The sequence below is a fragment of the Actinomycetospora sp. C-140 genome, from assembly GCF_054796175.1.
On record NZ_JBTWNF010000020.1, the window covers coordinates 52,969 to 76,308 of the forward strand.

At 75.0% G+C, this 23,340-nt stretch carries 25 protein-coding genes; 14 read left to right on the forward strand and 11 right to left on the reverse strand.

From position 1 onward, the window contains the following. Window positions 1-38 precede the first annotated feature (38 nt). The 8 genes from ACR9E3_RS26835 to ACR9E3_RS26870 all read right to left on the reverse strand — a co-directional run bounded on the left by ACR9E3_RS26835 (window position 39) and on the right by ACR9E3_RS26870 (window position 6,353). Entirely contained in the window at window positions 39-551 is a 513-nt protein-coding gene (locus ACR9E3_RS26835) for an SRPBCC domain-containing protein (protein WP_460383829.1), read from the reverse strand. Then, window positions 548-880 (reverse strand): ArsR/SmtB family transcription factor, encoded by a 333-nt coding sequence (locus tag ACR9E3_RS26840; protein ID WP_460383831.1) that lies wholly within the window; start codon window positions 878-880, stop codon window positions 548-550. Before ACR9E3_RS26840 ends, ACR9E3_RS26835 begins: the two co-directional genes overlap by 4 nt. A 52-nt stretch (window positions 881-932) precedes the next feature. Then, window positions 933-2,168 (reverse strand): cytochrome P450, encoded by a 1,236-nt coding sequence (locus ACR9E3_RS26845; RefSeq protein ID WP_460383832.1) that lies wholly within the window; start codon window positions 2,166-2,168, stop codon window positions 933-935. A gap of 44 nt (window positions 2,169-2,212) precedes the next feature. Next, entirely contained in the window at window positions 2,213-3,202 is a 990-nt protein-coding gene (locus ACR9E3_RS26850) for an AraC family transcriptional regulator (RefSeq protein WP_460383833.1), read from the reverse strand. Between the two features lie 6 nt (window positions 3,203-3,208). Next, window positions 3,209-3,631: a tautomerase family protein gene (locus tag ACR9E3_RS26855; protein ID WP_460383834.1), complete on the reverse strand. Its 423-nt coding sequence runs from the start codon at window positions 3,629-3,631 to the stop codon at window positions 3,209-3,211. Beyond that, entirely contained in the window at window positions 3,631-4,665 is a 1,035-nt protein-coding gene (gene dmpG / locus ACR9E3_RS26860; RefSeq protein ID WP_460383835.1) for a 4-hydroxy-2-oxovalerate aldolase, read from the reverse strand. The genes ACR9E3_RS26855 and dmpG overlap by 1 nt, the downstream gene beginning before the upstream one ends. Beyond that, on the reverse strand, window positions 4,662-5,567 hold the full coding sequence (locus ACR9E3_RS26865; RefSeq protein WP_460383837.1) for an acetaldehyde dehydrogenase (acetylating): 906 nt from the start codon (window positions 5,565-5,567) through the stop codon (window positions 4,662-4,664). The genes dmpG and ACR9E3_RS26865 overlap by 4 nt, the downstream gene beginning before the upstream one ends. A 66-nt stretch (window positions 5,568-5,633) precedes the next feature. Beyond that, window positions 5,634-6,353, reverse strand: coding sequence for an IclR family transcriptional regulator (locus ACR9E3_RS26870; RefSeq protein WP_460383838.1), 720 nt, complete (start codon window positions 6,351-6,353; stop codon window positions 5,634-5,636). A 109-nt stretch (window positions 6,354-6,462) separates the two neighbouring features. Here ACR9E3_RS26870 and ACR9E3_RS26875 point away from each other — a divergent pair, with 109 nt between their 5' ends. From ACR9E3_RS26875 to ACR9E3_RS26920, 10 genes are read left to right on the forward strand one after another with little or no spacing between them, the layout of a single operon-like run. Continuing rightward, the gene (locus ACR9E3_RS26875) at window positions 6,463-7,446 is read left to right on the forward strand and encodes a DODA-type extradiol aromatic ring-opening family dioxygenase (protein ID WP_460383839.1); all 984 of its coding nucleotides are present in this window, start codon (window positions 6,463-6,465) and stop codon (window positions 7,444-7,446) included. Continuing rightward, on the forward strand, window positions 7,446-8,258 hold the full coding sequence (locus tag ACR9E3_RS26880; protein WP_460383840.1) for a class III extradiol ring-cleavage dioxygenase family protein: 813 nt from the start codon (window positions 7,446-7,448) through the stop codon (window positions 8,256-8,258). The genes ACR9E3_RS26875 and ACR9E3_RS26880 overlap by 1 nt, the downstream gene beginning before the upstream one ends. Next, window positions 8,258-8,548, forward strand: a complete 291-nt coding sequence (locus tag ACR9E3_RS26885; RefSeq protein ID WP_285648385.1) for a BMC domain-containing protein — start codon at window positions 8,258-8,260, stop codon at window positions 8,546-8,548. The genes ACR9E3_RS26880 and ACR9E3_RS26885 overlap by 1 nt, the downstream gene beginning before the upstream one ends. Window positions 8,549-8,553: 5 nt before the next feature. Next, entirely contained in the window at window positions 8,554-8,892 is a 339-nt protein-coding gene (locus ACR9E3_RS26890) for a BMC domain-containing protein (protein WP_460383842.1), read from the forward strand. Then, window positions 8,889-9,134: a EutN/CcmL family microcompartment protein gene (locus tag ACR9E3_RS26895; protein ID WP_460383843.1), complete on the forward strand. Its 246-nt coding sequence runs from the start codon at window positions 8,889-8,891 to the stop codon at window positions 9,132-9,134. Before ACR9E3_RS26890 ends, ACR9E3_RS26895 begins: the two co-directional genes overlap by 4 nt. After that, complete coding sequence (locus ACR9E3_RS26900; protein WP_460383845.1) at window positions 9,131-10,222, forward strand: PEP/pyruvate-binding domain-containing protein; 1,092 nt, start codon at window positions 9,131-9,133, stop codon at window positions 10,220-10,222. Before ACR9E3_RS26895 ends, ACR9E3_RS26900 begins: the two co-directional genes overlap by 4 nt. Then, window positions 10,212-12,035 carry a PEP-utilizing enzyme gene (locus ACR9E3_RS26905; protein WP_460383846.1) on the forward strand — a complete coding sequence of 608 codons (1,824 nt, stop codon included), beginning with the start codon at window positions 10,212-10,214 and terminating at the stop codon, window positions 12,033-12,035. The genes ACR9E3_RS26900 and ACR9E3_RS26905 overlap by 11 nt, the downstream gene beginning before the upstream one ends. Beyond that, on the forward strand, window positions 12,032-12,739 hold the full coding sequence (locus ACR9E3_RS26910) for an HAD-IA family hydrolase (protein WP_460383848.1): 708 nt from the start codon (window positions 12,032-12,034) through the stop codon (window positions 12,737-12,739). The genes ACR9E3_RS26905 and ACR9E3_RS26910 overlap by 4 nt, the downstream gene beginning before the upstream one ends. Further along, the gene (locus ACR9E3_RS26915) at window positions 12,736-13,182 is read left to right on the forward strand and encodes a RidA family protein (RefSeq protein WP_460383850.1); all 447 of its coding nucleotides are present in this window, start codon (window positions 12,736-12,738) and stop codon (window positions 13,180-13,182) included. The genes ACR9E3_RS26910 and ACR9E3_RS26915 overlap by 4 nt, the downstream gene beginning before the upstream one ends. Next, window positions 13,172-13,873, forward strand: coding sequence for an alpha/beta hydrolase family protein (locus ACR9E3_RS26920; protein ID WP_460383852.1), 702 nt, complete (start codon window positions 13,172-13,174; stop codon window positions 13,871-13,873). Before ACR9E3_RS26915 ends, ACR9E3_RS26920 begins: the two co-directional genes overlap by 11 nt. Here the strand turns inward: ACR9E3_RS26920 and ACR9E3_RS26925 are convergent. After that, the gene (locus tag ACR9E3_RS26925) at window positions 13,861-14,283 is read right to left on the reverse strand and encodes a hypothetical protein (protein ID WP_460383853.1); all 423 of its coding nucleotides are present in this window, start codon (window positions 14,281-14,283) and stop codon (window positions 13,861-13,863) included. The two genes, ACR9E3_RS26920 and ACR9E3_RS26925, sit on opposite strands and share 13 nt — an antisense overlap. A gap of 156 nt (window positions 14,284-14,439) precedes the next feature. Between ACR9E3_RS26925 and ACR9E3_RS26930 the strand changes: the two genes are divergently transcribed. After that, window positions 14,440-17,247: an ATP-binding protein gene (locus ACR9E3_RS26930; protein ID WP_460383854.1), complete on the forward strand. Its 2,808-nt coding sequence runs from the start codon at window positions 14,440-14,442 to the stop codon at window positions 17,245-17,247. A gap of 6 nt (window positions 17,248-17,253) precedes the next feature. Here ACR9E3_RS26930 and ACR9E3_RS26935 read toward each other — a convergent pair whose 3' ends face one another. Next, window positions 17,254-18,102 (reverse strand): mycofactocin-coupled SDR family oxidoreductase, encoded by an 849-nt coding sequence (locus ACR9E3_RS26935; protein WP_460383855.1) that lies wholly within the window; start codon window positions 18,100-18,102, stop codon window positions 17,254-17,256. 182 nt (window positions 18,103-18,284) lie between these two features. Between ACR9E3_RS26935 and ACR9E3_RS26940 the strand changes: the two genes are divergently transcribed. The 3 genes from ACR9E3_RS26940 to ACR9E3_RS26950 all read left to right on the forward strand — a co-directional run bounded on the left by ACR9E3_RS26940 (window position 18,285) and on the right by ACR9E3_RS26950 (window position 22,854). Beyond that, on the forward strand, window positions 18,285-19,181 hold the full coding sequence (locus ACR9E3_RS26940) for an AAA family ATPase (RefSeq protein ID WP_460383856.1): 897 nt from the start codon (window positions 18,285-18,287) through the stop codon (window positions 19,179-19,181). Window positions 19,182-19,402: 221 nt separating this feature from the next. Next, window positions 19,403-20,164 (forward strand): vWA domain-containing protein, encoded by a 762-nt coding sequence (locus ACR9E3_RS26945; protein WP_460383857.1) that lies wholly within the window; start codon window positions 19,403-19,405, stop codon window positions 20,162-20,164. Window positions 20,165-20,244: 80 nt separating this feature from the next. Next, window positions 20,245-22,854: an AAA family ATPase gene (locus ACR9E3_RS26950; protein ID WP_460383858.1), complete on the forward strand. Its 2,610-nt coding sequence runs from the start codon at window positions 20,245-20,247 to the stop codon at window positions 22,852-22,854. A gap of 19 nt (window positions 22,855-22,873) precedes the next feature. Here ACR9E3_RS26950 and ACR9E3_RS26955 read toward each other — a convergent pair whose 3' ends face one another. Next, window positions 22,874-23,335 (reverse strand): nuclear transport factor 2 family protein, encoded by a 462-nt coding sequence (locus ACR9E3_RS26955; RefSeq protein ID WP_460383859.1) that lies wholly within the window; start codon window positions 23,333-23,335, stop codon window positions 22,874-22,876. Window positions 23,336-23,340: the final 5 nt, after the last annotated feature.

Here is a 23,340-nt window from a genome sequence, read left to right on the forward strand (position 1 = left end):
CGCCGTGTCGTGGGGCGCTGCACCGCCGATCGCGTCCGTCAGCCCGGGATGGGGGCGCCGGACGGCACGCCGGCGGCGACATAGCCCTCGTAGAGCGTTTCCCACGCCGGTGTGCGTCCGCCCGGTGCACTGGTCGGCGTGCCGGAGGCCGCGGCGTCGAGGGCGTCCAGGCAGAGGTCCCAGCCGGCGGCGTTGCGGGCGGCGCCGTCGCGCTCCTGCATGAGGTGGGTGAACGTCAGACGGGTCCGGCCGTCGCGCAGGGTCTCGACGTCGAAGCGGAGCTCCTCGCCGTCCCAGGTGAACGCGACGCGCCGCGGCGGGTCGTGGGCCAGCACCTCGCCCGTGCCGCCGTCCCCGTCGGTCCCGAACGTGAACGCGAGCGCCGCGCCCACGTCCCACGACGTCGCTGTGACCTGGGCGGGGAACCAGTGCACGAGCTCCGAGGGGTCGGTGAGCAGCGCGAACACCCGGTCCGCGGCGTGGGCGTACTCGCGGACGAAGCGCAGCGCGGGGCGTCCGTCGATCTCGAGGTAGCTGCCGGTGGGGCTCACGGGGCGTCCTTCCGTGGATCGGTGTCCTCGAGGCGCCGGCCGAGGGCGTCGAGGCTGTCGGACCACAGCCGCCGGTAGGGCGCGAGCCAGGCGTCGAGGGCGGCGAGCGGCGCGGGGTCGATCTCGTAGACCCGGCGCTGGGCCTCGGGCCTCGCGCGCACCAGCCCCGCCTCGCGCAGCACCCGCAGGTGCTTGGACGTGCTGGGCTGGCTGAGGTCGAGGCTCTCGACGAGCTCGCCGACCGCCCGGGGGCGCTCGCGCAGCAGCCCGAGCATCGCCCGGCGGTGCGGGTCGGCGAGGGCCGTCCACGTCGCGGCGTCGGTGGTCACGCCCCCGAGCATGCCTCAAGAGGAATATTCTCCGCAAGGCATGAAGCACGGGTCACCACGCGACGTCGAGGGTCTCCAGGCCGCGGAAGAAGTAGCTCGCGATGTAGGTGGGCTCGTAACCGTCGGCGAGGCACATCCCGGGCAGACGACGCACCAGCGTCTCGAGCGCGACGCGGATCTCGGCGCGCGCCATCGGTGCGCCGGGGCACACGTGCAGACCCCGGCCGAAGGCGAGGTGGTCGCGGACGTTCGTGCGGTCGATGTCGACGACGTCGGGGTCGGGGAACGTCGTCTCGTCGCGGTTCCCCGAACCGAACAGCAGCAGCACCATCGTGCCGGCCGGCAGGTCGGTGCCGCCGAGGCTCGTGTCCTTCGTCGTGATCCGGAACAGCCCGCGGTGGGGCGCGTCGCGACGCAGGACCTCCTCGGTGACCTTCGGGATCGCCTTCGCGGGGTCGGCGAGCACGCGGGAGTGCACCTCGGGGTTCTGGAGGATCGCGAGCATCGTCGCCGTGATCGCGTCCCGGGTGGTGTCGAAGCCGGCGACGCGGGCGGCGCCGCGCACCACGTTGATGACGTAGTCGTCGTCGAGGCCGGGGAAGCCGTGGGCGCCGTGCACGAGGTCGGAGATCAGGTCCTCGCGTCGGTGCGCGCGCCGGTCGTCGACGAGCTCCTGCAGGTAGCGGGTGTAGTCGGCCATGCGGCGGGCCGAGGCGATGCGGTCGTCGAGGGGCGCGAGGAGGTTCCAGAGCATGTTGACGTCGTCGGTCCACTGCTGGATCCGCTCCCCGTCCTCCGCCGGGAAGCCGATGATCGCATTGATCACCGACTGCACGAACGGGACCGCGTAGCCGCCGACCAGATCCGCGCCGTGCCCGTCGAACCCGTCGATCAACGACTCCGCGGTCGCGCGCATCGTCGGCAACATCGCCCGCACCCGGGCCCCGGTGAAGCCGGCGTCGAACACGCGGCGGATCGGGTGGTGGGCGGGCTCGTCCTCGTTGACCACGGCGTTGGTCTCCGGGACGCCGCCGGCCCGCAGGACCTCCGTGACCTCGGGCGGGTTCCAGTAGATCTTCGGGACCGCGACCGCCGACGAGTACGTCGCCGGGTCGTCGATGACCGTGACCAGGTCGTCGTACCGGGTCACCATGTAGGCGCCGAGGACCGGGTTGATCATCGGGGAGTGGGCGCGGGCCTCGCGGTAGAACAGGTGCGGGTCCTCCCGGTGCGGGCTGACCATCGGGTTGAACTCGAGCGCGGGGCTGCTCTCGTCGGTGGCGGTCACGGCGTCGTGCCTCCCCGGGGACGGGTGGTGGTGGCGGCTCGACGCTAGGTGTGGCGTGGCTCACGGGTCGAGCCGCGCGCGGTAGGCCTCGTGCCGGATCCGGCAGTCCCCGAGGGCGGTTCGCCGAACGCCGCGCGGTAGGACCGGGCGAAGCGCCCGAGATGCGTGAAGCCCCAGCGCATGGCGACCTCGGCCACCCCGCCCCGCCCCGCGGCGAGATCGTCGCGGGCGCGGCGCAGGCGCACGTCGCGCACCATTGCCATGGGGGAGACGCCGTGGTGGCGGGCCATGCCGTCGCGCAGTCCGCGCGCGCTGACCCCAGCGATCTCCGCGAGCGCGGTGACCGTCCACGGGTGTTCGGGCCGCTCGACGACGGCGGCCACGGCACGGCGCACCGACTGCGGTCCCACCGCGGCGGCGGGCGCGGCGAGGGCGTCGCGGTACGGGTGGTCGACGGTGTGGAGCAGGCCCGCGACCACGGCCTCGACCAGCGGCCGCATCACCCGCGGGTCCGCGGCGAGCCCGCGCGGGTCGGCGGCCAGGTCCGCGAGGCTGCGCACCAACGACCACCAGCGCCGGCCGTCGTCGGACCCGAGGTCGATCGTCGGGGCCAGCGCCACCGCGCCGCGCACCGGCCGCTCGAGCAGGGACGTCAGCTGGTCCTCGAGGGCGCCGCGGTCGATCTTGAGCCCGAACAGGCGCCCGCCCTCGGCCCACCCGTGGAGGCGGGCGGTGCCGTCGGGTCGGTAGACCGCCGCGGTGGCCGCGGTGGAGCACACGTCGGCGCGCCCGCTGCGGGTGCGCAGCACCCCGTCGAGGGCGATGTTGACCTCGTAGCCGGTGGCCAGCTCGCCGGTGTCGATCACCACCTCGCCGCCGTACGACAGCACCCCGGCGGCCACCGGCCCGAGGTCGACGGCCGAGAGCGACATCGAGAACTCGGCCGGGTCGTGCAGCATCGTCAGCCGGTGCGGAAAGTAGATCTCCGCGCACTCCGCCCGGGCGCGGTCCGGATCCGACGTGCTGACGTGCACGGCCGCCTACCCGGCCGGGGACCTTGCCGCCGCCGCCCGCGCCGCGATCTCGTCGCGCCGGGCCCCCGACGCCGGCACGCCGCCGATGGCCCAGTCGTCGGGCGGCACCTGGATGATCCGCCCGCGCACCCGCTCCCGGGCCGCGCCCAGGACGTCGACGACGATGTCGGTGAAGTCCGCGAGCAGCCGGTGGCGCTGCTCGACCGGCCGGCCCTCGAGGACGATCGCCGTGAAGTACGGCGCGGGGGCACCGCCCGTCTCCCCGCCGACCGCCCAGTGCTCACGCGCGTGCAGCGTCAGATACGCGCGGACGCGCTCGATCGGCGACGCGAGCACCTCGGCGTAGCGCCGGCTCATCTGCTCGAGCAGGCGCTGGTGCTCGGCGGGCGAGTGGTCGCCCTCGACGAGGTGGACCTCGAGGATCGGCATCAGCCCTGTTCCCGCTGACGCGCGAGCTCCAGGGCCACGTCGATGATCATGTCCTCCTGGCCGCCGACCAGCCCCAGCTCGCCGCACCGGCGCAGGATGTCGGGCACCGGGACCTTGTAGCGCTCGCCGGCGTGCTCGGCGTGCAGCAGGAAGCTCGAGTAGACGCCCGCCCAGCCCTGGGTGATGGCGTTGCGGTCCATCTTCGGCCAGCGGTGCAGGTACGGGCGCACGACGTCCTCGGCCGCGTCGAGCAGCGCGGTGACGTCGAGGCCGGTCTCGATGCCCATGCGGTCGAACACCGCGGCGAGCACCTCGGTGGGGGAGTTGCCGGAGCCCGCGCCGAGCGCGCACAGCGAGCCGTCGATCTCCTTGACGCCGACCTCGGCGGCGATCACGGAGTTGGCGACGCCGAGCGAGAGGTTCTGGTGGCCGTGGTAGCCGACCCACGCCTCGTCGCCCACCTCGGCGAGCAGCGCCTCGAACCGCGCCCGGGCGTCGTGCATCAGCAGCGCGCCGGCGGAGTCGGTGACGTAGGGGCACTGGCAGCCCGCGTCGACCATGATCCGCGCCTGCTTCGCGAGGTCCTCCGGCGGCGTGCGGTGGGCCATCATGAGGAACCCGACGGTCTCCATGCCGAGGTCGCGGGCCACCCCGAAGTGCTGGGGCGAGACGTCCGCCTCGGTGCAGTGGGTGGCGACCCGGACGACGTCGGCCCCGGCGTCGCGGGCACGACGCAGGTCGTCGACCGTGCCGATGCCGGGCACGAGCAGCACCGCGATCCTCGCCTGCTTCGCCTCCTCGCGGGCGGCGGCGATGAGCTCCAGCTCGTCCGTGTGCGAGAAGCCGTAGTTGAAGCTGGAGCCGCCGAGCCCGTCGCCGTGGGTGACCTCGATGACCTCGACGCCGGCGCGGTCGAGAGCCCGGACGGTGTCCCGGACCTGCTCGGAGGTGAACTGGTGCGCCTGCGCGTGGGAGCCGTCGCGCAGCGTGGTGTCGGTGATGCGGACGTCGTGGCGAATCTCGGGCCTCGTCATGCCGGGACCTCCATGTCCGTGGCGATCAGCTCGCCGACCTGCGCCGCGGCGGCGGTCATGATGTCGAGGTTGCCGGCGTACTCGGGCAGGTAGTCGCCGTTGCCCTTGACCTCGAGGAACACGGCCACGCGCCCATTGCCACCCCACTTGTCCGAGGGCGGGTCGAACTGCGGCTCGGCCCGCATCGTGTAGCCCGGGACGTACTGCTGGACACGGCCGATCATGTCGTGGACCGAGGCGGCGACGGCGTCGGTGTCCGCGTCGGGCGGCAGCGAGCAGAACACCGTGTCGCGCATGATCATCGGTGGCTCGACCGGGTTGAGGATGATGATCGCCTTGCCGCGCTCGGCGCCGCCGACCTCCTCGACCGCCCGGGCCGTGGTCTGCGTGAACTCGTCGATGTTCGCGCGGGTGCCGGGCCCGGCCGACCGTGACGCCGTCGAGGCGACGATCTCCGCGTAGCTCACCGGCGCGACCCGCGAGACCGCCGCGACGATCGGGATCGTGGCCTGCCCGCCGCAGGTGATCATGTTGATGTTCGGGGCGTCGAGGTGCTCGGGCATGTTCACCGCCGGGCACACCATCGGCCCGAGGTGCGCGGGCGTCAGGTCGACGGCCCGGATCCCCGCGTCGGCGTAGCGCGGCGCGTTCGCGACGTGCGCCTTCGCCGACGTCGCCTCGAAGACGATCTTCGGGAGCGGGTCCTGGCGCAGCAGCCAGTCGATCCCCTCCGACGACGCGGGCACGCCCATCGCCCGCGCCCGCTCGAGCCCGTCGGACTCGACCACGCCGACCATCGCCATGACCTCGATGCGCGCGCTGCGCGCGAGCTTGGCCAGCAGGTCGGTGCCGATGTTGCCCGGGCCGACGATCGCGGCCGGGACCTTCGCAGGCGCACTCATGCCCGCAGAGTGACACCGCTCACCGGCGCCGCGGAACCGCAGCGTTCCGCCCCTCGGGACAGGCGGTCAGACCAGCTGCCGCCCGGCCCGCGCCGCGGCGGTGACGACGTCCTCCGCGGCCCGGGCGAGGACCGCGCGGGAGAACAGCGGCGTCGGGCCCGCGACCGAGAGCCCGCCGACCGGCCGGCCGTCCGCGTCGACCACGGGCGCGGCGACCGAGGTGCGCCCGGCCTGGAACGCGGAGCTGACGACGAAGCCCGCCCGCCGGGCGGCGTCGAGCTCGGCGTGCAGGGCCGCGCGGTCGGGCGGGGCGAGGTCCTCGTCGCGGCACAGCCGGTCGATGCGCGCGTCCGTCTCCGCCGCCGACAGCCGCGAGAGCGCCGCCTTGCCGCAGCCGCCGCGCCAGGCCGGCGCGCGCAGGCCGACACGGTTGTCCATCGGCGTCCGCAGCGGCCCGGTCTCCCGGTGCAGGTAGACGGTCCAGCCGCCGACGAGCTGCCCGACGTGGACCTCCTGCCCGGCGACGCGGCACAGGCCGCCGAGGCCGCCCTCGACCGCCGCGACGAGCCCGGTGCGCTCGATGATCTGCCCCGCGAGGCCGACCAGCAGCGGCCCGAGCCGCCAGCCCCGCCGGGGCACCGTCTCGAGCAGGCCCTCGTCGGCGAGGGTCGTGGCCAGGACGTGGACGGTGCTGCGCGGGATGCCGGTGCGGTCGGCGAGCGCCCGGGTGGAGAGCACGTCGCTGCCCGGCCCGAACGCGCGCAGCAGCAGCGCCGACTTGCTCACCGCCGCCACCGTCACCCGGTGGAGCATCCTCGGCCCCGGAACGCGGTGTCCAGCACCGCGGGACGGCGGCCTGGGTGGCGGGCGGCGGCGCTCCCTAGCGTGCGCCGGCATGGGTCGGGTGTTCCACGTCACGGCCGGCAGCGGCCGGTCGGCGTCACGGCGCGCGGAGCGCACCGCGGCGACGGCGCCCGCCCCCGCCGCACCCGCCCAAGACGGCGGGGGGCGCGGGGGCATCGTCGCCGGCTACCTCGCACCGCACCCGCCGCACCTCGTCTACGCCGAGAACCCGCCGCAGAACGAGCCGCGCTCCACCGGCGGCTGGGAGGTGCTGCGCTGGGGCTACGAGGAGCTGCGCAAGCGGCTGCGCGCCCACCGGCCCGACGTGCTCGTGGTGCACGCCCCGCACTGGATCACGATGGTCGGCCACCACGTCAACTGCGTGCCGAACCCCCGCGGCGTCTCGGTCGAGCCGATCTTCCCGCACCTCTTCCGCTACCACTACGACTTCCGCACCGACGTCGAGCTCGCCGAGGCCGTCGTCGAGGAGGGCGCGAAGGCCGGCCTGGTCACGAGCGGGCTGCGCGAGGACGGGGTGCGCGTCGACTACGCGACGATCGGCGCGCTGCACCTCGCCAACCCCGACTGGGACCTCCCGGTGGTCTCGCTCTCGGCCAACAACAACCCGTACTACTACTCCGACGCCTCGCTGGCCGAGATGGAGACCCTGGGGGAGGCGACGCGGCGGGCGATCGAGAGGACGGGCCGCCGCGCGGTCCTGCTGGCGTCGAACTCCTTGAGTCACCTCCACTGGGACACCGAGCCGGAGCTCCCCGAGGACATGGGCGTCGAGCGTCCCTTCGACCACGCCCAGTACGCGGGGGACATGGAGCTGCTGCGCGCCGTCCGCGAGGGGCCGACGTCACGGCTGAAGGACGCGATCCCGCAGCACATCGCGGCCACCTCGTCGGAGACCAAGGCCGGCAGCCTGACCTGGCTGATGGCGGCCATGGGCTGGCCCGCGATCGCCGGCGACGTGCTCGCCTACGGCACGGTGATCGCCACCGGGAACGCCGTCGTGGAGTGGGTGCCGTGATGGCCTCGCCCGCCGCCCTCGTCCCCGCCATGCCCCACCTCCTGGCCGGCGACCCCGCCGAGAGCTGGGCCGAGCTGGCCGCGGCCACCCGCACCGTCGGCGACCGCCTCCGCGCCGCGGGCGTCGACACCGTCCTGCTGCTCTCGACGCAGTGGTTCACCGTGCTGGGCCACCAGGTGCAGTGCGACGAGCGCCTGCGCGGCCGGCGGACCGACGAGAACTGGTACGCCTACGACTACGGCCACCTCGACCACGACCTCGCGATGGACGTCGAGCTGGCCAACGCCTGGGCCGACGCGATCGACGCCGCGGGCATGCAGGCCCGGCGGACGCGCTACGACGGGTTCCCGGTGGACACGGGCAGCGTCGTCGCGTCGCGCCTCCTGGACCCGCAGGGCCGAGGTCACTGGGCCCAGGTCTCCTGCAACCTCTACGCCGACCCCTCGGCCATGGCCGCGGTCGCCGCCGCCGGCGTCCGGGCGGCGACGGGGCTCGGGCGCCGGCTCGGCGTCGTCGCGGTGAGCGGCCTGTCGTCCGGCCTCACGCCGCGCTGGATCCGCCCGTCCGAGGACCGCGTCGAGCCCGAGCACGACCGGTGGAACCGCAAGGTCCTCGACGCGATCCGCACCGGCGACCGCGAGGCCGTGCTCGGGATGCGCGAGGAGTTCGCGGTGGCGGCGCAGGCCGACAGCCAGTTCCGGGCGTTCGCGTTCCTCGCCGGCAGCGGCGCGGTGGACCGGCCCGGCGAGGTCCTGGCCTACGGGCCGGTGTGGGGCACGGGAGCAGCAGTCGTCTGGTGGGGAGAGAGCTGATGGCACGGGCAGTGGGGTTCATCGAGGCCGAGGGCTTCGTGCCCGTGTTCGACGCGGTCGACGCGATGGTCAAGGCGACCGAGGTGGAGGTCCGCGGGGCCGTCCGGCTCGGCGGCGGCCTGGTCGCGGTGGCGGTCACCGGCGACCTCGCGACGGTCGAGGAGGCCGTCGAGGTCGGCGAGGAGGTCGCGCGCGCGGTGTCCGGGCGCGCGGTGAAGTCGATCGTGTTCGCGAGCCCGTGCACGCCGGTCCAGGCCCTGGCCGGCGACCTGTCGATGGTGGGGAGCTGATCACCGTGGCCGAACGGGGTGCGGGTGCCATCGGGATCCTCGAGACGCGCGGCGTGGTGGCGCTCAGCGCGGGCATCGAGGCGATGATGAAGACCGCCGACGTCGAGACGGTGGCCGTCGAGCGGGTCAGCAGCGGCTACCTCGCCGCCGCCGTGCGGGGTCCGCTCGCCGCGGTCCGGCAGGCGATCAACGCCGGGTCGGCGGCGATCGAGCAGTACGGCGAGCTGCGCGCGGCGCAGGTCTACCCGAAGCCGCACGGGGTGTCGGTCGGCCTGCTCGAGAACGGGAGCTCCGAACGGCTCGCCCGCGCGATCGAGGCGTCCGGCTCGGGGTCGGGGCAGTGATCCTCGGCGAGGTCGTCGGACGCGTGTGGTCCGAGCGCGAGGTCGACGGGCTCGGCGGCGCGCGCATGGTCGTCGTCCGCGACCCGGAGTCGGGGACGAAGCGCGTCGCGGTGGACCTGCTCGACGCCGGCACCGGGACGACGGTGCTCGTCGCCACCGACGAGGCCGCCGCGGCGGTGACGGGACGCAGCTGCGTCGACGCCGCCGTCGTCGCGCTCGTCGCGGGGTGGGACGCGCCGTGACCGGGGACTGGGTGGTCGGGCTCGCCGACCAGGTCGCCGGCGACCCGGACACCGTCGGCGGCAAGGGCGCCGGGCTGCACCGGCTCGTCGACCTCGGGGTCCGGGTGCCGTGCGGGTTCGTCGTCACCACCGACGCCTTCCGGGCGGCACTCACCGACGAGGCGCCGACCGTCGAAGCGCCCTTGCGCGACCTCCCGCCCGACGCCCCGATCGACGTCGTCGAACGCGCGGCGTCCGCGACCCGGGCGCGCCTGCTGCGCGCGGTCGCCGCCGGCCCGGTGCTCGACGCGGTGCGCGCGGCCTACGACGAGCTCGCCGGCGGCATCTCCCGGGTCGCCGTGCGCTCGTCCGCGGTCGGCGAGGACGCGGCCGGCGCCTCGTACGCCGGTGAGCACGACACCTACCTCGAGCTGCGCGGCCGTGACGCCGTCGCCGACGCCGTGTGCCGGTGCTGGGCGAGCCTCTACACGGCGCGGGCCGTGTCGTACCGGGCGCACGCGGGACTCGGCGCGGCCGGGGCGATGGCCGTGGTCGTCCAGGAGATGGTCCCGGCGCGCGCGGCCGGGGTCTTCATGACGCTCAACCCGGCGAACGGGGACCGCTCGACGGTGGTCTGCGAGGCCGTGTGGGGGCTGGGGGAGCCGCTGGTCTCGGGCGCGGTGACCCCGGACCGGTTCGTCATCGACAAGATCAGCGGCGAGGTCGTGCGCCGGGAGATCGCGACGAAGGAGCGCTCGCTGGTGCGCTCCGCCGAGCACCCGGGCACCGTCGAGGTCGACGTCCCGGCCGACCAGCGGGACGCGCCGTGCCTCGACGACGCCGAGCTCGCCGAGCTGCTCGAGCTCGCCCGGCGCGTCGAGCGGTCCGCGGGCGTGCCGCAGGACGGCGAGTTCGCCGTCGCGGAGCCGGGCGGACCCGCGCGCGTCCACCTGCTCCAGACCCGCCCCGAGACCGTCTGGAGCACCCGCGCGCCCCGCGCGGCCGCTCCTTCGGGCTCGGGCTCCGCGCTCTCGGCCGTGCTGGCCACGCTGACCCGGGGTGCCTCCGGCGCCCCACCGCCCGAAGGGACGCCCGACCATGGTGGCTGACCGTTTCCCGAGCCCGTTCGACATCGAGACCCCGGCCGGCGCCGAGGGCTGGGAGTCGATGTACGACTGGTACCACCTGTTCGGCCCCGAGCGGCGCGAGCTGGACGAGGGCCGGTTCTGGTTCGCCGACCGGCTGCACCACCCCGACGTCCTGCACCCGTACGACGAGATCCAGTGCGAGTGCTGGTGGCAGGCCCTCGGCGCCTTCAACACGCGGATCTTCGCGATGCCGCCGGCGTTCGGCGTCGACCAGCGCATCCTCAACGGGCGCCTCTACGTCACCCCCGTCGCCGCGCCGCCCGACGACGTCGCCGCGCGCGCCGAGGAGTTCGGCCGCCGCGCCGGGCACTACTACGAGCGCTGGGACGCGATCTACGCGGAGTGGAAGGAGAAGGTCACCGCGAAGCTCGCCGAGATCCGGGCGATGCGCTTCGACCCGCTGCCCGACCTCGAGCCCGAGAGCACCGTGTTCGACCACGTCGGGCACTCGGCCGGCTTCCGGATGATCCGGGACTTCGACCGGCTCGTGCTGACGATGTACGAGACGTACCAGTACCACTTCGAGCTGCTCAACATCGGCTACGCGGCCTACCTGACGTTCTTCGCGATGTGCCGCCAGGCGTTCCCGGACATCTCCGACCAGTCGATCTCCCGGATGGTCGGGGGGCTGCGCGTCGAGCTCTACCGGCCCGACGACGAGCTCAAGCGCCTCGCCAAGGAGGCCCAGCGCCTCGGGCTGGTCGACCGGCTGTCGGGCACCGAGGACGCGGCGACGCTGTTCGCGTCCCTGCGGGAGGACGCCGCCGGCGCGGAGTGGGTCGCCGACTGGGAGCGCACGGCCGACCCGTGGTTCCTCATCAACACCGACCCCGGCCACCCCGGCGGCTACCACACGTACCCGACCTGGGCCGACCAGCCGGACATCCCGCTGGCGTCGGTGCGCGAGTACCTGCGCCGCCTCACCGACGGCGAGTCGATCGACCGCCCGACCGACGAGGTGCTCGCCGAGCGCGACCGCATCACCGCGGGCTACCGCGAGCTGCTCTCCGACGCCGACCGCGCCACGTTCGACGACACCGTCGGCCTCGCCCGGCAGGTGTTCGCGTTCATCGAGGAGCACGTGCTCTACATCGAGCACTGGATGTGGGCGACGTTCTGGGCCAAGTCCCACGAGCTGTCGCGGGCGCTCGCCGCGATGGGCGAGGTCGACGAGCCCGAGGACATGTTCTTCCTGCGCCGCTACGAGGTCGCCGAGGCGATCTACGACTGCGTCGCGGCGTGGTCGGTCGGGTCGCGCCCGCGCGGCGCCGACCACCTCCGGCCGCTCATCGCCCGCCGGCGCGAGATCTACACGGCGCTGCGGGCCTGGGAGCCGCCGCCCGCGCTCGGCCCGCCGCCCTCGCAGATCGACGAGCCGTTCACCGTGATGCTGTGGGGGATCACGACGTCGTCGGTGTCCGAGTGGCTGCGCGCCGACGGCGACGACGGCACCCTGCGCGGCACCGCGGGGTCGCCGGGCGTCGTCGAGGGCCCGGTCCGCGTCGTCACCCACCCGTCCGAGCTGCCCGACGTCCAGCCCGGCGACGTGCTCGTCTGCCCGGCGACGTCGCCCGCGTGGGCGCCGGTGTTCGCCCGCATCGCCGCCACCGTGTCCGACGTCGGCGGGATCATGAGCCACACGGCGATCGTGTGCCGCGAGTACGGCATGCCAGCGGTCGTCGGCACCGGCAACGCGGTGTCCTCGCTGCGGACCGGCCAGCGCGTCCGGGTGGACGGGAACGCGGGCGTGGTGACGGTGCTGGAACCCGCGTGACGTCCTGCGCCCCGCGCCCGCCGGGACCCGGGGATCCCACTCCGCCCGACCCCGTCCGGGCCGCCCGCCGCCGCGCGCTGCGCCGGACCCGGACCGCCGGCGGCACCCTGCTGCTCGACATGGGTGGGGTCGTGATCCCGACGCTCTTCGAGTCCACGGACGTGCCCGGCTTCCCGGCCGGGCCGACGGGCGTCGACGCCGACTACCGGACGGTCGAGGCCGGCGAGTCCCAGGAGCGCGACTACTGGGCCCGGCTCGCCCGGCGCCGGCCCGACATCGACATCGGCGCGCTGTGGCGGGACTGTTCGTACGTGCGCGGCGAGGTGCTCGGGCTGATCGCGCGGCTCGCCGGACGCGTGCGCGTCGTGGCCTTCACCAACGACATGGCGCACTGGTTCGGCGACGACTGGCCGGCCCGCTTCCCCGCCGTGGCGCGCTTCGACGGCGTGCTGGAGGCGGCGAAGATGGGCGTGCTCAAGCCCGACCCGCAGGCCTTCCGCGCCGCCGCCGACGCGCTGGGCGAGGACCCGGGGCGATGCCTGTTCGTCGACGACCTCGCCGCCAACCTCGACGGGGCCCGCGCGGCGGGGATGAGCGCCGAGCTCTTCGACGTGACCGACCCGGCCGGTTCCGTCGCCCGCGTCGCCCGCGCGCTGGGTCTGCCCGCCGACGAACCCCGGCGGCGGAGGGTGTGGGCACCATGAGCACCCCGGAGGAGAGGGTCGCCGAGCTGGGCCTGGAGCTGCCGGCCCTGCGACGCCCGGCCGGGCACTACCGCGGCTGGACGACGGCCGGGGACGTGCTGCACCTCGCCGGGCAGGGCGCCGACGGGCACACCGGACGCCTCGGCGCCGACCTCGGCGTCGACGACGGCTACGCCGCGGCGCGGGCGTGCGCGCTCAACCTGCTCGCCCAGGCCCGGGACGCCGTCGGCTCGCTCGACCGCGTCGCCCAGGTCCTGGTGCTGCGCGGCTACGTCGCCTGCACCGACGACTTCGTCGACCAGCCCGCGGTGATCGACGGGGCGTCGGACCTGCTGGCGTCGGTGTTCGGCGAGCGCGGCGAGCACGCCCGTACGGCGATCGGCGTCCGGGCGCTGCCGCGGGGCTTCGCCGTCGAGCTGGACGCGATGCTGCGTGTCCGCTGAGCGCCGGTGGTACGGGGACGACCCCTCGCATTTCGTCGAGATCCACCACGGGACCGGCGCCGGCGTCGTCGTCCTGCTGCACGGCGGGTTCTGGCGTGCCCGCGTCGGACTCGACCACATCGCGCCCGTCGCGCGCGATCTCCACGCCCGTGGGCACACCGTCTGGAACGTGGAGTACCGACGGGTCGGGCAAGGGGGGTGGCCGGCCACCCTCCAGGACGTCGAGGCGGCGGTGCGCACGGTGGAGGAGCTGGCCGTGGTGGTCGGCCACTCGGCCGGCGGCCACCTCGCGACCTGGGTCGCGTCCCGGGTCCCCGTCGCCGGCGTCGTCTCCCTCGCCGGGGTGCTGACGCTCGCCGACGCCGCGCGGGACGGCGTCGGCGGCGCCGCGGTGCCCGACCTCCTCGGCGGGATGCCCGACGAGGTGCCCGACCGCTACGCCGAGGCCGACCCGGCCGCCCGGCTCCCGCTCGGCGTCCCGGTGCGGGCCGTCCACGCCCCCGACGACGACCGCGTCCCGATCGCGATCAGCCGGGCTTACGTCGACCGCGCCCGGGCGGCCGGCGACGACGCCCGGTTCGTCGAGGTCGCGGGCGACCACTTCACGCTCGTCGACCCGACCCATCCGACCTGGTCGACGGTGTACGGCTGCATCAGGGAGCTGGCCGTCGACCGTTCTCAGGGAAAGTAGAGGTGCGCGACCTGGTTCTCGACGAGGGTGCCGTCGTCGGGATGGCCGCCGAACACCGTGGAGAGGATGCCGGTCGCGCCCGCGAAACGGCCGGTGCCCTCGAGGCGCCAGATCACCGCGCCGCGCAACGACCCTTCCTGCGGCCCTGGCTCGAGCAGGCCCGTGCCGATGGTGGAGAGCTCGAGGGTCCCCCCGTCGACGGTGATGGTGCCTTCCTCGAGCAGCGACGTCTCGCCGACCATGGTCACCGTCGTCACGTAGCTCGCCGCGCTCGGGACGCCCGCACCGTCGTCGTCGCCGTCGAGGAGCACGACCGTGCCCGGCCCGGACTTCACCTCGAAGGTCGGCGGCTCGCCCGCGGGTGGGGCCGCCTCGGGCCGGAACTGCAGCTGCCAGGTCTGCCTGCGCATCGTGTGTCCCTCTCCTGCCGGGTAGCGGTGGTGGCACCAGCATCGGGAGCGGACCGCCGCTCGGGCAGGGGAACGCCACGTACGTAGCGCGCGGCGGCCACGTAGACAGGCTCGACCACGGGACGGAGACCGGCCGATACTGCGGACGTGGGCGCCATGCGTTCCCCGGTCGTGATCGGCCGGGATACCGAGCGGGAGGTGCTCTCCGCGGCGCTGGCGGAGGCCGCCGACGGCCGCGGGGCCATGGTCGGCGTGGTCGGCCCACCCGGTATCGGGAAGTCCCGCCTGGTCGTCGAGTTCCTGCGGTCCGCGGACGCCGCGGTCGTCTTCGCGGGGCGGTGCACCGAGGGCGCCGCCTCCGCGGCCTCGCTGCGTCCGATGACCGAGGCCCTGGTGAGCGGCCTCCGCGGACGAGCCCTTCCCGATGACGCCGACCTCGAGCCGTTCCTGCCGGCGCTGCGCCGCGTGGCCCCCTTCTGGCCGGCCACGCCCCCACCGGCGGACGGGTCACCGATCGTGCTCGCCGAGGGCATCCACCGGCTCGTGCTCGCGGTCGCCGGCGCCCGAGCCGCAGTCCTCGTGGTGGAAGACCTCCAGTGGGCGGACCCGGACACGCTCGCCGTCGTGGAGTACCTCGCCGACCACGCCGCCGCCTCCCGCCTGTTGTTGCTGGTGACGGCGCGGTCCGGCCCGGGGCGGGCCCTCGCCTTGCTGCGACGCCTGGAGCACCGAGGAGTCCACCGCGAGCTCCTCCTGCCGGCGCTGACCGACGAGGACGTGCGGTCGATGGCGGCCGCCTGCCTCTCCGAACAGCCGGACCCGGAGACCGCGGGGATGTTGCGCGACCGCGCCGACGGGTTCCCGCTCCTGGTCGAGGAGCTTCTAGGAGCGGGGGCGGCGGCCGTGCGCGCCGGCCACGTCCCGGCAACGGTCGCGGAGACGACCGCCGCGAAGATGTCCGGGCTCGACGACCCGGCGCGCGAGGTGTTGCGGGCCGCCGCGGTCCTGGGGGTCGGGTTCGCCGCGTCGCTTCTGCTCGCCGTCGTGGACCACGACCCGCCCGTGGTCCGGCGTGCGCTCGCGGCGGCCGCGGAGGCCGACCTCGTGCAGGTGGGCGCCGGCGGCGCCGTCTTCCGGCACGCCCTGACCCGCGACGCCGTCGCGGCGGTGACGCCGCCGGACGAGAGGGCACGGGTGGCTCGCCGGGCCTGGGAGGCGCTCGCGGACGACCCGGAGGTCGCCGGCGAGGGGTCGCCGCCGGCCGTCGAGTTCGCGGTGCTCGCGGGCGAGCACGCCGCCGCCGCCGAGCTGCTCCGTCGCGGCGCCCGGGCCGACCTCACGCGGGGGTCGCTCGCCACCGCCGAGGTCGCGCTGCGACGCGCGCTGGCGCTCGAGTCCGACCGTTGCGGCCGCCTCGCGTCGGACGACCTGCTGGCCGACGTGCTGATCGCGCAGGGCCGCCCCCTCGAGGCGGCGGCGGTAGCGGCGGTCCCCGCAGGTCGTGCGAACGGGACGGGGACCGCGTCCGCCCGCCTCCGGCTGACCCGGGCCTGGTCGGCGGCCGCGCGGTGGGAGGAGGCCGTCCGGGAGAGCGCCGCCGTGCGCCGGGCGCTCGACGGCCGGCCCGATGCGGCGCTCGGTCGCGAGCTCGACCTCGTGGACGCCGAGATCGCGTTCGGACGTGAGGAGTACGGCCGATCCGAGGAACTGGCGCACGGCGTGCTCCGCGCGGCCGCCGCCGCGGGCGCCGGTGACCTGCAGTGCGCTTCGCTCGAGCTGCTCGGCCAGCTCGTCCGGCGCCGTGACCTGGACTCGGCGCGTGTCCTGTTCGAGCGGTTGCTCGCCGTCGCGAACGAGCACGACCTGCCGATCCGGCGTCTGCACGCACTGCACGAGCTCTCGACGGTGGACCTGCTCTGGAGCCTGGACCCCGCCACGGCCGAGCGCACGGATCGGGAGGCGAGGCGTCAGGGCGCGGTCGGTCTGGCCGCCTTCTCCGCGTTCCACCGCGCCGTGATGCGCTGCTGGCGGGACGAGAACGACGACGCCGATGCCCTGCTCGCCGAGAGCGAGCGCCTCTGCCGCTCGCTGCAGCTTCCCGTCCTCGGGATGGTCCTCGCCGTCCGCGCCCTGCTGGCGGCCCGCCGGGGCGACGACGAGGATCCCCTCTGTGCCGCCGCGCTCGCCGCGACGCCGGGCCCCGATGGTGACGCCCACGTCCGTGCGGCCGTGAGCCACGCCCACGCCACCCGACTGCTCCTCGCCGAAGACCGTCCCGGCGCCCTCGCGGTGCTCGATCCGAGCGTGGAGATCTACCGCCGTGGACTCGACACCACCTCCGGGCCACCGCTGGCGCTCTGGATTCTCCTCGCGGTCGTCGAGCGAGGCGACGACGCCCTCGACGAGATCGCGGATCTGCCCGGGATCCGCCTCGCCCGCTGGACCGCCGGCCACGTCGGCTACGCGGAGGCGGTGTCGTCGGGCCGGCGTGGCCGTGCCGCCGAGGCCGCGGCGCGGTTCTCCGTCGCGGACCTCACGATGACCCGGCCCGTGCCGATGCCCCATTTCCGCCACGTCGCGCGTCGGCACGTGGCCGAGGCCGCCATCGCGGACGGCTGGGGGGATCCGGGTCGCTGGCTGCGCGAGGACGAGGCGTACTTCCGTTCGCGGGGCCACGATCTCGTCGCGGGTGCCTGTCGTGGGCTCCTGCGACGCCTCGGCGAGCCCGTACCCCGGCAGACCCCCGGGCCCGCGGTGCCACACGCTCTGGCCGGGCGCGCCGTCACCGGCCGCGAGATGGAGGTGCTGAACCTGCTCGTCGAGGGCCTGCCGAACCGCGTGATCGCGCGTCGCCTGGTCCTGTCCGTCCGCACGGTGGAGAAGCACGTCGAGCGTCTGCTGGCGAAGCTCGAGGCCTCGTCCCGCACCGAGCTCGTCGCCCGGGGCGCCCGCGGGTCGTGGTGACCACGGTCAGACGACGTTGGGGTAGCGGTAGGGCTGGGTCCCCCCCGCGTCCACGACCTGGGTCGTGCCGGTGACGTAGCGCGCCTCGTCGGAGGCCAGCCAGAGGATGGCGTTCGAGATGTCGACCGGGTCCAGCCAGGGGATCGGGATCGCGTTGACGTTCTTGTACGCCTCGGTGGCCTGCTCCTTCGTCGCGCCCTCGACGCCGGTGAACAGGTCGTAGATCGCCTGGTTCTGCACCATGTCGGTGTTGACCACCGTCGGGTGCACGGAGTTGCACCGGATGCCGTGCTGGGCGAGCTCCACGGCGAGCACGCGCATCAGACCGGTGACGCCGTGCTTGGCGGCCGTGTAGTGCGCCAGGTTGCCGTAGGCGACGATGCCGGCCGTCGAGCTGGTCAGCACGATCGACCCGCCGTTGCCGGCCGCGAGCATCGCGGGGATCGCCGCCTTGCAGGTCTTCCAGACCCCGGTCAGGTTGACGTCGATCATCTCCTGCCACACGTCCTCGGAGAGCTCCCACGCGGGCGCGAACGAGGCGATGCCGGCGTTGGCCGAGACGATGTCCAGGCGGCCGAACTCGCTGACCCCGTCGGCGACGGCGGACTCGAGGGCGCCGAGATCGCGGACGTCGGCCACCCGGGCGAGGACGCGGCGGTCCAGTTCTTCGATCTGCCGGACGGTCTCGTCGAGGTCATCCCGGCGGGCCTGGGGGTAGGGCGTCGTCTTCGCGTCCTCGCACGAGTCGACGGCGATGATCTCCGCGCCCTCCTGGGCCAGCCGGAGCGCGTGGCTGCGTCCCTGGCCCCGCGCCGCCCCGGTGATCAGTGCGACCTTGCCCTCGACCCGACCCATGACGTCCTCCGTCTCCGCCGGGCGCCGTCGCCCGGCCCTCCTTCACCGTGGAGCTGGTCGTTAGCGCAGGTCAATCGAACGATCGGACGTGCCGATTCGTCCCTACCGACCGGACGTTTGGCAGCGCCGGGAAGGGGCTGGTAGTCATGGTCCGACCGACCGGCGCCGGAGGGGTACGAGAGATGACACGAGCCGACCCCGCTGCCCGGCGCGACGCGATCACCAGCGAGCTGGTCGGTCGCCGCCGGGAGCTCGACCTCGTCCTGGCCGCGGTCACCGCCGGCCGGGACATCCTGCTGGAGGGTCCGCCGGGGACCGGGAAGTCGACCATGCTCCGCGCGATCACGCGGAACTGGGGCATCCCGTTCGTGCTGGTCGAGGGCAACGCCGAGCTGACGCCCGCCCGGCTCGTCGGCCACCACAATCCGGCACGGGTCCTGCGGGAGGACTACTCCGAGGACAACTTCGTGGCCGGGCCGCTGGTCGAGGCGATGCGCTCGGGCGGGTTCCTCTACATCGAGGAGCTCAACCGGGCTCCCGAGGACACGCTCAACGTGCTGCTCGCCGCGATGGCCGAGCGGGAGGTCGCCGTGCCCCGGGTCGGCACCATCCCGGCGGAGGCCACGTTCCGGGTGCTCGCGTCGATGAACCCGTTCGACAACGTCGGCACGGCACGGATCTCGGACTCCGTCTACGACCGGTGGTGCCGCCTCGCCGTCGGGTACCAGGACGCCGCCGAGGAGACCGACATCGTCGCCGTCCGCACCGGTTCCACCGACGGGACGCTGATCGGCGACGCCGTCGCCATCACCCGCGCCACCCGCCACCACCCGGAGCTGCGCCGGGGATCCAGCGTGCGCGGGGCCATCGACACGGTGGCGATCGCGACCGAGCTGGCGGCCCTCGGGAGCTACGAGGAGCGGACGCGCCTGGTGCTCGACGCGGCCCTGCTCGCGCTGACCGCCCGGGTCGGCGTCGACGAGGCCTCCGACGCGAGCCCCGAAGAGGTGATCACCGAGATCTGGGAGAACCATTTTTTCTCCTCCCCCGGCGGGCGGCGCCGGGTCCGCACCGCCTGAGCGTCGACAACGCCGTCGCGATCCCGAGCGCCGAGGGGCGCGAGCGCCGGACGCTCGACCCGCTGCGGCGCCGGCCCAAGCAGCTCGCCGAGGCGCCGGCGCTGTTCCGCGAGGGCTCCGACCCCCTCGTCGTCGACCTCGGCGGCACCCGGGCCGGGGACGGCGCCGACACCCGGCCGGCCGGGGGGCAGGGGGTCCTGCTCACGGGCCAGACCGCGCGCATGGCCGACCTGGACGAGCTGCTCGAGGACCGGACCGCGGACCCCGAGGTCGCCGCGATGGCGCAGCGGATCGCGCGGCGGCTGGCCGTGCGCCGGCGCCCGCGGGAGGCGCGCGCGGAGCGCGGTGCGGGACGGCTGCTCTCGGTGCCCTACCGCTACCGCAGCGACGACATCGACCTCGACCGCACCATCGAGGTGCTCGCCGAGCGGCCGGTGCCCGAGGACACCGACATCGTCGTCCGCGAGCGGATGCGGGCGCGACGGGCGGTCGTGCTGGTGGTGGACGTGTCCGGGTCGATGCGGGGCGAGAAGGTCAAGATCGCCGCGGCCACCGTGGCCGCCCTGTCGGCGGATCTCGTGCACGACGTGCACGGGCTGGTGGCGTTCTGGTCCGACGCGGCGCTCCTCGCGTCGACGGCGAAGCCGGTCCCGCCCGCACGTCTGCTCGACCAGCTGGTGCGCATCCCCGCCCGGGGGCTGACCAACGTCGGGTTCGGCCTCTCCGTCGCCCGGGCCGAGCTCGCCCGCTCGACCGCGCGCCGGCGGACGGCGATGCTGCTGACCGACGCGGTGCACAACGCGGGCCCCGACCCGCGCGAGATCGCGCGCCGGTTCGACGAGCTGCACGTGCTGTGCGAGACCGACGGCGAGCACGACGCCCCGCTCGCCCGGGACATGGCCCGCCTCGGGCACGGCCGGTTCGCCCCGATCGCGACCCACCGCGACGTCGCCCCGGCGCTGAACCGCCTGCTCGCGGGCTGAGGCCGTGACGCACGCCCCGTGACCGTCGCGGGACGCTGCGTTCCTGGTGAGGCCCCGCGCTGACCTGCGACGATGTGGTCATGGCGGCCGGGCTGCTCGAGCGCACCGAGGAGCTCGGGACCCTCGGTGCCGCGCTCGCGTCGGCGGCGTCCGGGCACGGCAGCGTGGTGCTCGTCGCGGGCGAGGCGGGGATCGGGAAGAGCACCCTCATCCGGTCGTTCACCGCCGGGCTCGGGGCCGGCACGCGGGTCCTGGCCGGCGCCTGCGACGACCTGATCACCCCGCGCACGCTCGGCGCGATCCGCGAGGCGTTCGCCGGGCGGTCACCGCGTCTCGAGGAGCTCCTCGCCGCGGGGGCCCGCGACGACCTGTTGGCCGGCGTCCTCGCCGAGCTCACCGATCCCGCCCGCCCGACCGTGCTGGTCGTCGAGGACGTCCACTGGGCGGACGACGCGACGCTGGACGTCCTGCGGTACGTGTGCCGGCGGGTCGAGGACACCGCGGCGGTGGTGGTCGTGTCGTACCGCGACGACGAGGTCGGGCGCGACCACCCGGCCCGGCGGCTGCTCGGCGGGCTCACCGGTGTCCCGGTGCACCGGCTCCCGGTGCCGCGCCTGTCGCCCGCCGCGGTGGCGGCCCTGGCCGGCGGGACCCGGCTGGCGTCGGCCGAGCTGTACCGGCTCACGGGCGGCAACCCCTTCTACGTCACCGAGGTGGTCGCCGACGGCGACGGCGCCGTGCCCGTCACGGTCGCCGACGCCGTGCTCGCGCGGGTCCACCGGCTCCCACCGGCGACCCGGAACGTCCTCGAACGTCTCGCGGTCATCCCGTCGCAGGTGGAGCTCCCGCTGGCCCGGACCCTGCTCGGCGACCTGGCGGCGCTGGCCGAGGCCGAGCGCCGGGGGGTGCTGCAGGTCCGGCCGGACGCCGTCGCGTTCCGGCACGAGCTGGCGCGGCGCGCGGTCGAGGACGCGGTGCCGCTCAGCGAGCGGATGCGGACCCACGCGGAGGTGCTGGCGATCCTGACCGCGCGCGAGGACATCGACCTGCCCCGCGCCCTGCACCACGCCGTCGAGGCCGCCGACGACGCGGCGGTCGTGGAGCTCGCACCCCGCGCGGCGGCGCAGGCGGCCCGCGCGGGCAGCTACACCCAGGAGATCGGCTGCCTGCGCCTGCTGCTGGAGCGGGAGCACCTCGTGGCGCCCGCCGACGCCGCCGCCGTCCGCCAGCAGCTGTCGTCGTCGCTCTGGGTGGTCGACGAGCTCGCCGAGTCCCTCGAGCACGGGCTCGCGGCGGTCCGCATGCGCGAGCGGCTCGGCGACGTCGCGGCGGTCGGGGAGGCGCTGCTCGTCCTCCCGCCCACCCAGATGGGGCTCGGGCGCACCCAGGACACGCTCGCCGGCGTCGCGCGAGCGATCGAGCTGCTCGGTGCGGTCCCGGAGACGCCGGCGCGAACCCTCGCGCACGTCCACCACTCGCTCACCCTGGGGATCATCGGCGACGCGCGGATGCTGGACGCGGCCCGCGAGGCGGCCGCGTCGGCCGAGCGGACCGGCGTCCCGGAGTTCGTCGCGCTGAGCACGATGTGCCTCGGCCGGGCCCGGCTCCTGCTCGGGGAGCCCGACGCGGGGCTGGAGCTGATGCGCGCGGGGCTGGCCGGCACGCGGGCGGCGAACGCCCACCTGTTCACGATGCTCTGCTACGGGTTCACGGTCGTCGACCTGTTCGACCTCGGGCGCTACGAGGAGTGCCGGCGTTGCGTCGACGAGGCCATGGTCTACGGCAACGAGTGCGAGATGTGGTTCCTCGTCGAGCACCTGCAGGTCTACCGCCACCGGTTGCAGGCGCTGCACGGCGAGTGGGACGCGGCGATCGACGGGCTCCGCGAGATCGTCGGGCCGCGCGGCGACCCCGAGCGGGCGTCGGCCCGCTACGCCCTCGGGGCGCTGGCCGCGCTGCTCGCCCGCCGGGAGTCCGACGACGCGGGCGCCGTCCGGACCCGGGCGCTGGACTACGCCCGCCGCGCGGACTGCTACCACGACTGGATGACCGCGCTCCCGGCCGAGATCGAGGCGGCGTGGCTGGCCGACGACCCGGCGGCGGCGCAGGACGCCGTGGACCGGCTCGACGAGCTCACCGCGCGGGCGGGCCGGGAGACCGAGCGCGGGGAGCTGTACCGGTGGAAGCGCCGGCTCGGGCTGTCCGCGGACGTACCGCCGGGCTGCCCCGAGCGGTGGGCCGCCGGCATCCGCGGCGACTGGCGCGCGGCGGCCGCGGCGTGGGGTGCAGAGGACGCCCCGTACCCGCGGGCGCTGGAGCTGCTCGACTCCGGGGAGGCCGAGCCGACGCTGGAGGCGCTGCAGGTCCTCGACGACCTCGGCGCGAAGCCCGCCGTCCAGATCGCCCGGCGGCGGCTGCGCGATCTCGGCGTCACCCAGATCCCGCACGGACCGCGCCGGACCACCCGGGAGAACCCCGCCGGCCTCACGGCCCGGCAGATCGACGTCCTGCGCCTGCTCGCCGGGGGACTCACGAACGCCGAGATCGCCGCGCGGCTGGTGATCACGGAGAAGACGACCGACCACCACGTGTCCGCGATCCTGACCAAGCTCGGCGTCCCCCACCGGCGGGCGGCCGCCGCCGCGGCGCGCGACCTCGGCATCGCGCCCGACCGGCGCCGCGTGCCGTAGAGGAGCCGACGCCGCGGGGTCAGGCGTGCGGGTAGCCGCGGTCGGCGTAGTCGAAGCCGCCCAGCTCGAGGCGCGTGTAGCCGGTGGCCTGGGGCGAGGCGTAGTAGGCGCGGATCTCGGTGATGCGCCCGTCGTCGTCGAACTCGTACCACTCCGCGCCGCGCAGGATCACGCCCAGCGAGCCCTTGTGGTGGGTCCACTCGCAGACGGCCTGGCGGCGGGGCTCGTCGACGACGATGGCGTCGACGGTCCACGACGACCCGCGCTCGCGCACCGCGGTCGCCCAGCGCTGCCCGATCACCCGCGCGCCGACCCACGGCCCGTCGTACATGTCCGGCGGGAAGTAGTGCCGGGCGTTGCCCGCGAGGTGGGCGGCGACCAGATCGGCGTCGCCGGCCGTGCAGGCGTCCATGTAGCCCCGGACGGTGGTCTCCAGCTCGGCGGCGGTGGTGCCGCCGACGAAGCCCGCTGCTGCGCTCAACGCGT

What these genes read in the sequence shown, in the direction of transcription:
- ACR9E3_RS26855 (WP_460383834.1), bottom strand. Translation starts at nt 3,631, where the DNA reads ATGCCGATCCTCGAGGTCCACCTCGTCGAGGGCGACCACTCGCCCGCC.
- dmpG (WP_460383835.1), bottom strand. Translation starts at nt 4,665, where the DNA reads ATGACGAGGCCCGAGATTCGCCACGACGTCCGCATCACCGACACCACG.
- ACR9E3_RS26865 (WP_460383837.1), bottom strand. Translation starts at nt 5,567, where the DNA reads ATGAGTGCGCCTGCGAAGGTCCCGGCCGCGATCGTCGGCCCGGGCAAC.
- ACR9E3_RS26875 (WP_460383839.1), top strand. Translation starts at nt 6,463, where the DNA reads ATGGGTCGGGTGTTCCACGTCACGGCCGGCAGCGGCCGGTCGGCGTCA.
- ACR9E3_RS26880 (WP_460383840.1), top strand. Translation starts at nt 7,446, where the DNA reads ATGGCCTCGCCCGCCGCCCTCGTCCCCGCCATGCCCCACCTCCTGGCC.
- ACR9E3_RS26885 (WP_285648385.1), top strand. Translation starts at nt 8,258, where the DNA reads ATGGCACGGGCAGTGGGGTTCATCGAGGCCGAGGGCTTCGTGCCCGTG.
- ACR9E3_RS26905 (WP_460383846.1), top strand. Translation starts at nt 10,212, where the DNA reads ATGGTGGCTGACCGTTTCCCGAGCCCGTTCGACATCGAGACCCCGGCC.
- ACR9E3_RS26915 (WP_460383850.1), top strand. Translation starts at nt 12,736, where the DNA reads ATGAGCACCCCGGAGGAGAGGGTCGCCGAGCTGGGCCTGGAGCTGCCG.
- ACR9E3_RS26925 (WP_460383853.1), bottom strand. Translation starts at nt 14,283, where the DNA reads ATGCGCAGGCAGACCTGGCAGCTGCAGTTCCGGCCCGAGGCGGCCCCA.
- ACR9E3_RS26930 (WP_460383854.1), top strand. Translation starts at nt 14,440, where the DNA reads ATGCGTTCCCCGGTCGTGATCGGCCGGGATACCGAGCGGGAGGTGCTC.
- ACR9E3_RS26935 (WP_460383855.1), bottom strand. Translation starts at nt 18,102, where the DNA reads ATGGGTCGGGTCGAGGGCAAGGTCGCACTGATCACCGGGGCGGCGCGG.
- ACR9E3_RS26940 (WP_460383856.1), top strand. Translation starts at nt 18,285, where the DNA reads ATGACACGAGCCGACCCCGCTGCCCGGCGCGACGCGATCACCAGCGAG.
- ACR9E3_RS26945 (WP_460383857.1), top strand. Translation starts at nt 19,403, where the DNA reads ATGGCCGACCTGGACGAGCTGCTCGAGGACCGGACCGCGGACCCCGAG.
- ACR9E3_RS26950 (WP_460383858.1), top strand. Translation starts at nt 20,245, where the DNA reads ATGGCGGCCGGGCTGCTCGAGCGCACCGAGGAGCTCGGGACCCTCGGT.